This window comes from Geobacillus thermopakistaniensis (assembly GCF_000498995.1).
GTDB classification, from domain to species: Bacteria; Bacillota; Bacilli; order Bacillales; family Anoxybacillaceae; genus Geobacillus; species Geobacillus thermoleovorans.
This window is the reverse complement of sequence record NZ_AYSF01000084.1, coordinates 1-8,127: the sequence shown is the minus strand read 5'-3', so window position 1 is coordinate 8,127 and position 8,127 is coordinate 1. Positions and strand designations below refer to the sequence as shown.

Annotated in this window: 7 protein-coding genes; 3 read left to right on the top strand and 4 right to left on the bottom strand. The window is 41.8% G+C overall.

Annotated elements, in window-relative coordinates; genetic code table 11:
* Positions 1 to 161: 161 nt before the first annotated feature.
* The 3 genes from T260_RS124045 (at position 162) to T260_RS124055 (ending at position 3,653) form a co-directional block, all read left to right on the top strand.
* Positions 162 to 1,298, top strand: a complete 1,137-nt coding sequence (locus T260_RS124045; protein WP_023634472.1) for a tyrosine-type recombinase/integrase — start codon at positions 162 to 164, stop codon at positions 1,296 to 1,298.
* Positions 1,295 to 2,248 carry a tyrosine-type recombinase/integrase gene (locus tag T260_RS124050; RefSeq protein WP_023634471.1) on the top strand — a complete coding sequence of 318 codons (954 nt, stop codon included), beginning with the start codon at positions 1,295 to 1,297 and terminating at the stop codon, positions 2,246 to 2,248. The genes T260_RS124045 and T260_RS124050 overlap by 4 nt, the downstream gene beginning before the upstream one ends.
* A 220-nt stretch (positions 2,249 to 2,468) precedes the next feature.
* On the top strand, positions 2,469 to 3,653 hold the full coding sequence (locus T260_RS124055) for a tyrosine-type recombinase/integrase (protein WP_023634470.1): 1,185 nt from the start codon (positions 2,469 to 2,471) through the stop codon (positions 3,651 to 3,653).
* A 22-nt stretch (positions 3,654 to 3,675) separates the two neighbouring features.
* Here the strand turns inward: T260_RS124055 and T260_RS124060 are convergent, their stop codons facing one another.
* From T260_RS124060 to T260_RS124075, 4 genes are all read right to left on the bottom strand, one after another.
* Positions 3,676 to 4,581 (bottom strand): tyrosine-type recombinase/integrase, encoded by a 906-nt coding sequence (locus tag T260_RS124060; RefSeq protein ID WP_023634469.1) that lies wholly within the window; start codon positions 4,579 to 4,581, stop codon positions 3,676 to 3,678.
* Between the two features lie 417 nt (positions 4,582 to 4,998).
* The gene (locus tag T260_RS124065; RefSeq protein WP_021321620.1) at positions 4,999 to 5,193 is read right to left on the bottom strand and encodes a hypothetical protein; all 195 of its coding nucleotides are present in this window, start codon (positions 5,191 to 5,193) and stop codon (positions 4,999 to 5,001) included.
* Positions 5,194 to 5,451: 258 nt separating this feature from the next.
* Positions 5,452 to 6,693 carry a DHH family phosphoesterase gene (locus tag T260_RS124070; RefSeq protein WP_014195842.1) on the bottom strand — a complete coding sequence of 414 codons (1,242 nt, stop codon included), beginning with the start codon at positions 6,691 to 6,693 and terminating at the stop codon, positions 5,452 to 5,454.
* 17 nt (positions 6,694 to 6,710) lie between these two features.
* Positions 6,711 to 8,127, bottom strand: a 1,417-nt coding sequence (locus T260_RS124075; protein ID WP_023634468.1) for a nitric oxide reductase activation protein NorD, incomplete at its 5' end; no start/stop codon positions are given.

Here is an 8,127-nt window from a genome sequence, read left to right as displayed (position 1 = left end):
ATTGGAAATCCGGGATGGCCGCTGCTTTGTTTGAGTATGCCCAAATTTATGGAAGGCGTATGTATAATTTTGGATAATCAACACTCGTGTTTTACCTTCATTTTAGTGATGACGAACTTACAGATGCTATCAACAAAATATTTGGAAAGGGGCTATAACAAATGGGTTTACCTCGGAAAATGTCAAAGAAAGTGCAACTTGAACAAGAAATACAGAAATTACATGCAACTTATGGTGAGGAGTTTGTTAACACTCTTTTAAATAACCAATTATTTGGTGGGCACTATCTCGAAAGTGCCCATCCTAATAATACCATGAATGATAAGACCATCGAAGAAGCCATGGAAGAATTTTTTAACAGTAATCATTTTTTGCAATTGGCTGATTCAAGCAAAAAAACGTATCAATCAGAAGCCAGAACATTTTTAGATTTTTGCAATAAAATCTTTTCAAACGGCACACAGGAGAGAGTATTGGTTTTTATAGAAAAACCAACTTTATTGCTTGAATATTTGAAAGAAACGAAGAACCTTTCAACACGTAACAAGAGAAGCTCGTTTCTCCGTTCGTTTTTTAAGGTAATTTGTAAAAGGGAAATCTTAGATGCTGATATTAATTTTTCTAGGGTGTTGCCTATAATTCAAAATGAAGATGAAGAGCCAAAAGCTTTAAACCAACACCAAGTAAGAGAGCTCCTTCATTTAGCAAAAGAAGGAAATAATAATTTTAGAAACTATACCTTGCTGTGGGTGATGTTAGGATCTGGTATACGGGTTGGTGAGGTAACGCAAATACAAATTGGCGACATTATCCCTGAGACGCAACATCTTTTAATAATTCCCAAGAAAAAGCGCACACTTCGAACAGAAAAAGTAAAAAGAAAAATAGCTCTACCAGCCCTAAAAACGCTAATTGATTATGTAAATTTCACTTATGGGCATCTGATTGACACTGATATTAACTACAAAAATTTGTATGTTTTCTCCAAAGACGGTGGAAAAACACCTTTAACTGAGCGTGCCGTACAAATGATCATCAAAGATTTAATTGATAAGTGTCAATCTATACCGGATGATGAAAAAAGAAAATATAGTACCCATTCACTTCGTCATACTTTTGCTCTATCAGCTCTTGAATCAGGGATAGACATATATCGCATTTCTAAATTGTTGGGGCACGAGTATATCAAATCAACAGAAGTATATTTGAAATTATTCGATCATCATCTGCAGGAGGCAATTGAAATGCATCCTTTTGCAAATATTGATTTTGAAAAAATATGGGATGATAAGACATGAAAAGCATTTTAATTGATTCGATTTATTTTAAACAATGGGTCAAGCACGTAAATCTAGCAGAGTCAACAAAAAGAAATTATGCCTATAAATTGCAACAGTTTGAGCAGTACATTGTTAACTGCGGGTTCGAAGGCGAAACTGTTAATTTTGACTCGTTTTATAGTGATCACAATAATGGAGACAGCTTACCAATTGATAAAGAATTTATTGACGAATTTATTGCTTATATAAAAACTAAATCGTCATCCAAAAGCAGTTTGTATATAACCATTAGTGCATTACGTAATTTTTTTGGATTTCTTCATGAATTAAAACTCATCAAGCATAACCCAATGTTATATTATCATAATCCCTACTATAGCTTAAATAAAAGGGACCGTTCGTTAAGTAATGAGGAGTGCAGAAAACTGCTAAAAGCGGCAATGAGGCTTGATCCTTTTTCAAAAAAATATGCAGTATTATTCTTATTAGGAATTACATGCGGATTAAGAGCTAATGAAATTATCCATTTAAGAAAATCACAAATTAACTTTAATAATAGCACTATTTTTGTTAATAAAGGTCAAAAAACAAGAGCTTTATCTGTTCATATGCCTCGTTCCACAAGTAAGGCATTGTTTGAATATCTTAATCATCCATGTTGGAAAAAGTGGAGCAATAACGATGATAACAAAGAAGTATTCTTTTACAATGATGCACCATTAACTTATATTACACTCCGCAAAATTCTTAATGAGATCAGCAAGACTGCTGGCTTTGAGAGTTCCATCACTCCACATCAAATGAGACATACTCTGGCAAGAATGATGTATGAGAGTAATATCCATCTCTCGATTATTCAGCGCCAATTGAGACACAAAAACATCTGTACTACTATACACTATTTACCGCCAAGTCCGTATTTAGCTGATATATTAAACAAACATACTGATGATGTATTAAAAAATTAACCATTGGTCGTCGCTCAAATCCCATTAGTGGATTTGAGCTTTTTAATTCATTTGTAGTGAACAGTTTGTTCATAACATTATTTGGAATAGGACGATTATCCGCTGTCAGATTAAATATTCTGCCGTTTCATATGAAGAAGGGATAGCTGTCATTTTTCCGGTCAATTATCTGTTGTTGCATAATAAATTTAACAACTCATTTAATGATGGAGGTATAAATATGGTTAATGAATTATTGACTGTTAAGAAAACAGATATTCAACAATCACTCGAGGATTTAATGAACATGGAAACAACAATATCAGACTCATTAATTCACATGAAAGAACATCGCTACTGGGCTCAGTCAACATTCGAGAGTTACAAAAATGACGTGAAAACTTTCGAAGAATTTTTAATGGATAATAATCTTGATCCAGTTTTAAAAAATAGTGAAAGATTAGCTATTGTAAATCAGTGGATTAAACACCAAAAAGAAAACGGTGCGGCTTTTAAAACCATTTCAAGAAGAATCGCTTCTTTATCATCCATTTATGGGTTTTATCAAAGTCTTGGTATAGTTCATAGTAATCCTTTCAAAGCTGTCAGGGTTCCCGGTCCACACTCCGGTTCATACTCCGCGGTAATGGACATGGATCAATTAAAACAAGTTTATGTAGCAATTCAGGATTTAAAAAAGGAAGGGGTCGACATTGAGATACCTATCAAGTTGCTAATGTTCACTGGATTGCGAAATCAAGCGCTATGTTCGTTAAAAGTAAGGGATGTTGAATTTGATGAAGAGTTAATTGTCTACAATTCTGGAGTGTATAACTCCAAACATAAGGTCCAATTCTTACCTTTGCCACCAAAATTTTTGAATAGTCTGAGGGAATATATTAAAGAGAATGGATTAACAACCGATGATCCACTTTGTTACGGAATCAAAGGATTAGCGTTACAAAACAAACAATTAAATCGAATGACTGATAAAATTTGCGAATATTTAGGGTGGAAAGGGGAGAGAAGAGTTACACCACATGGTTTCCGATATTCCATTGCGACATTGTTAGACGAAAAGGGTGTTTCCAAGGATACTATTCAATATTTGTTAGGTCACAGTGAAACAGAGAGCATCAAATTTTATTTACGCCGTGATAAACGAAAAATATATCAAATAAAAAAGGTGTTAACAGAAATAGAAAATGAATTAGAAGAACACCTTACACATGTTACACATGCAAAAGCGGCTGTTTCAGATACACATGAGCAAATTCAGATTACGCATTCACATGCTGAAGAGTTTGCTCAACCAAAAAGCTTACCGTTTTCAGAGGATTTTCTTATGAAGTTAGCTGTTCAAAATCCGGAAATATTTGAAAGGATAATGTCACTTCATTATCAAAACCAAAAAAAGGCTACCTAAACAAGGTAGCCTAATATATTGATCATTCTAAAAGAAAAGAGTTTATTGCCTTTTTCTTTTGTTCAAAATCAACATGTGTATAAATAGCTGTCGATGCCAGACTTTCATGCCCTAATAACTCCTGTAATGTTCGTAAATCAACTTTATTTTTACTTTCTTGAAGTAATAGTGTGGCAAATGTATGCCTTAAATGATGAAGAGAAAATTTTTTGGGCGGTAATCCAGCTTTTTCAAGAATTTCTTTAAATACTTTATGCAATCCACGAGGATTCATTTTGCATCCATTTTTATTTAAAAACACCGGCTCAGATGAATGAAGTTGATAATCCAATAAATGCTTTCTATATTCATGAAATAAAGGTATGACAATAGGGTGAAGGGGGAGAAGACGCTCTTTATTGCCTTTTCCATATATTCGGATTGTTTTATTGTTAAGGTCAACCTGCTCCCACTTCAAATCAACAACTTCCTGTCTGCGCATTCCGGTCGTAGCAAGCAATTTAAAAAGCAGATGATTTCTGTATGCCAGTCGGCTATTATCATTTTCCAAGTAATGAAATAACTTCTTTAGTTCGTCTAAAGTCATGTAAGTCGGAAGTTTTTTATCAGCTTTAGGCACTTGAATTCCTGCCATGAAGTCAATTTTGGTATAATTTTCCTTAAGACAAAATTGGCTGAAGGATTTTAAACATGAAATGCGTCGTTGCAAAGTTCGTGGTTTAACACCATGATTGATTACTTGATCTTGAATAAAGCGGCGACTTGTAGAAGGTGTTAAATCATGTAAATCAAGCGATCTGTTTTGATTTATTAAAAATTCTTTGTAACATTTCAAGTCATAAGCATAGCTACGTAGTGTATTATGCGAACAGTTTTTTTCAATTTCCAAATACATCAAAAAATCGTCAGCTGCCTGTGTAAAGTTCATACGGAACGACCTCCTTAAAATTTAGTTATGAGGACGCACCCGTAAGTTATGGACCGTACCTGATAGTTATCCGGACGTCCATAAAACTTATTAGGACAACACCAATAATTATCGTCAACTTGAGGGGAAGAAGTACACGATATAGAATCTTATCGGTACTTGAGGGATCAACTTATTGGTACGCTTTAGTTTCTATTCAGTTGACATAATATAAATTATAAGAAGTTACGAAAGAGTCTGTTTCGATAACAAGTAGTCTCATAATAGTGAGACAAAACAAAAAAACGCCCATCGACACGCCCACCTAAAATAAAATAAAAACGCGCAGCCTCTTGATTCTCATTCAAGAAGCTGCACGTTACCCACTGCGCGTCGGCAGCTGCAGGGACCGCATGATCTCATCCTTTCTCCTTTCGTTTAGGCAATATCCGTTTGACGATAGCGGACGCCTTTATACCGAACGCGAACTGGCACGCCTTTTTCTTGCTTATGTTTCACCAGAAGCCGTTGGGCTTTTGAAAAGGCTTCCATCATCCCAGATGCCGAAATGGCCTCTTCCCACACAATCGTTTTCCCTTGGACTGTGTAGAAGGAAAAGACATACTGTTTCACCGTCTTCACCTCCCTATTATTATTATAATCAAAGACTGTTTTTCCTAAACACAAAAACTGTTACAATTATGTTAACATTTTCTCTTCGGCGTTTCCGCAACAAATAAAGATGTCCCAATCCTTCCTAAAAGAGATCGGAACACCTTTTTCTTTTTGCGCATATGTGGCTGTTGGACCTTGCGGGTTGTGATGACCTTGCCGGTTAGCGCCGCAATCCGATTTAGCACAGTTCAGTTTCTTAGAAAAAGAAAACCGGCATCATGATTCAATGCCGGTTTGTTGCTTGTATTGTTTGACGGCCGCTTTATAGTCGGCTTGAATGGCATCTTTGTCTCGTCCGAGCCGAACGCTTAAAAAGTCGAGCACGGCTGCATCATGGGCAAGGCCAGCGGCAAACTGCCGCTTCAGCCAGCGTTCGCCGGCGATTTCCTCTGGGAACGTATGGGTCTCTCCCCCATCGGCATACACGTTCCAACCTTGAGCGGTTTTACGACTCAGCCACCATTGGCCATGGTGATTTGTCCAAAACACTCCTTCGGCCTCGTCTTTTTTGTTCAATTGGTTTTGTTCCGCATCACCGTATACCGGCAGAAGCGGGAACGTCTCGACGACAAACAGCGGAAATGTTGTATCATCGATCAAACAGCCGGACGCCTTGGGATGGCCGCCGCCACCGAATTGCAGGGCAAACTCAGCGACGTTGACGTCATCATGAATGGTGCGAAAGCCAATATGTTTCGTCCCCATGTTGACTAAAGCGATCAAGTCAAGATGAGGATAACGCTTGGATAACGCATTGCCCAATTCCGACAAATGGCGCTCGGCAAAGACGACGCCGATGCAATAGTCACCAAGCCAGCGCTGAACAAGCTGTTTTTGCTTTTGCCGAATGTAACGCTGAATTTTCTTCTCTTCCATATCGAGAAGCAGCTCTTCCGTCTCGGTCAAGGAGAACGGTTCTCTGGAGGCGAGCCGCTCGCTCATCGTCTCCCAAAAGCCGTCAAGCCCGAAAATCGTCAACAAATCATTCAGCCGCTTCGCTTGCAAATTCCCATTCTCTTCCCATTCCCACGTGTCGTATTGGCGGACGAGCTCGACGAACCCATCTAGCGTTTCATTAGGTGCGAGTTTTCCCTCGCGGACGAGATAGTCGTAAAAGAGCGAGGTGGCGCACGTCTTTTTGCCATCATCCCTCACCGGCACCACCTGTCCCCACGGGTAGTCATTGAAATGAAGCGCCGTCACGTGGTGGTCGATCACTTGCACATGGCCGCCGCGCGCCGCCCGTTCGGCGAGTTGCTGTTCCACTTCCTTGCCGACGGCCAAGTCGGTGATAAACAACATGGCGCCGTTGGCCTCGTCGCTTTGCAAGAATTGGATGACCCGTTCATCCAAATTGCGATAGGAACAAAACGAAATGTTCACCTCGGCAAACGCCAGCTTCGCGAGCAATCCGCAACCGATGCCGTCTAGATCGCTGTCAGTGAATAATTTGATCATGGGGTCCCACCTTTTTGTCACAAACTTTTTTGCAACCACGTTTTCAAGAGCGGCAACAGCCGATCCGGCAACTCGCTCACATGCGGAACAAAGACGCGGAAGCGACCATAGATGTTTTCAATCGTCCGCCGCGTTGACTCATCGTCGGCCCCGTGGCCTAAAAAGAGATTGACGACCTCAATGCCGCGGCGGCGCGCTTCGGCGACTGCTTCGTGCGTATCGATGATGCCGTTTTGTTCATATCCGTACGCGGCGGGTTCGCCGTCAGAGAAGACGAGCAGCACTTTTTGTGCTTCCGGGCGCTTGAGGAGCTGTTCGGTCATCCAGCGAATCGCCAATCCATCGCGATTATCTTCATGCGGCTCGAGCTGCAGGATCGCCGGGCCGCTCGACGGCTCAAGCGAGCGATGGAATGAGACCGCCATCTGCAAATAGTTCGGCTGACGCGAAGCGGCTGCTTCGTTCGCATCTTCCCAAAATCCGACAATTTGGTGCGGCACGCGCAACGTTTTCAGCACCTCATGGCAAAGAACGAGCCCGGTTTTCGTCTCTTCCATTTTGTCATGCATCGAAGCCGAGCAATCGACAAGCAGGCCGAAGACTGCATCAAACCGCCGCGTCGGCTCGCCTTTTTTGTAAAACAAGCGCGGCCGCTCATCAGTGAAAAACGACACCAATTGTTTGCGCAGCCGACCGACGGGCAAGTTCGTGCGCCAAGCGGAGCGCTTGTGTTCAAGCCATTGTTCCATGATGCGCACAAGCCGTTTTCGGTACGGCGCCACCGCCGCCTGTTTGGCGCGGTATTGCTCAAGATGCGCGAGGTTTGGCGACGAAGGAAGAAGCACAAGATCGGCTTGGCGGTTGGCCTCGCCATACGGCGCACTGTTTCCAGCCGGCGGCTGTTCGCTGAAGGATGCTTGCGCTTCCAGGCCATACTCGTTTCGCGCCGTCGGCCGAGACGTTCCTTTCACGACGGCCAGCGCCTGATCACCGTCTTCACCCGGCCTCGCCTTATCGCTGATGATCTCGGTGCGGCTGCCTCGTTCGAGCTCAAAGCGGAGAAAGCTTCCACCCGCCCGGCTCGTTTCCCGATGCCACGTTGGCAGCACTTGCCGCTTGGCCTCTCCATCGGCCTCTTGAAGGGCATCGCGGTTTTCCAATGGGTTGGTCCGTTTGAGATCTTGAAGCGTCATCGTTTTCTCGTCCGCATCATCCTCAACGATTGGCAGCGATGTATAGGCATTGACCATATCATGAGGCAGCACGTCCTTCATCAGTTCCACAACGGCGAACGCCCAGTCCGCCACCTCGGCTGTCGAGGAAGCATCAAAAAATTGCGGCCATAACGTTTCAAGGCGCGCCTGCACCGCTTCATCCGCCATCGGAGCCAGCGGCGCATCATCAAGCGGCGAATCGGCAAAAAGCCGCCGAAAA

Bases quoted from the DNA above. Each gene is read 5' to 3' on its own strand.
- T260_RS124045 (WP_023634472.1), top strand. From the start codon at position 162: ATGGGTTTACCTCGGAAAATGTCAAAGAAAGTGCAACTTGAACAAGAA.
- T260_RS124050 (WP_023634471.1), top strand. From the start codon at position 1,295: ATGAAAAGCATTTTAATTGATTCGATTTATTTTAAACAATGGGTCAAG.
- T260_RS124055 (WP_023634470.1), top strand. From the start codon at position 2,469: ATGGTTAATGAATTATTGACTGTTAAGAAAACAGATATTCAACAATCA.
- T260_RS124060 (WP_023634469.1), bottom strand. From the start codon at position 4,581: ATGAACTTTACACAGGCAGCTGACGATTTTTTGATGTATTTGGAAATT.
- T260_RS124070 (WP_014195842.1), bottom strand. From the start codon at position 6,693: ATGATCAAATTATTCACTGACAGCGATCTAGACGGCATCGGTTGCGGA.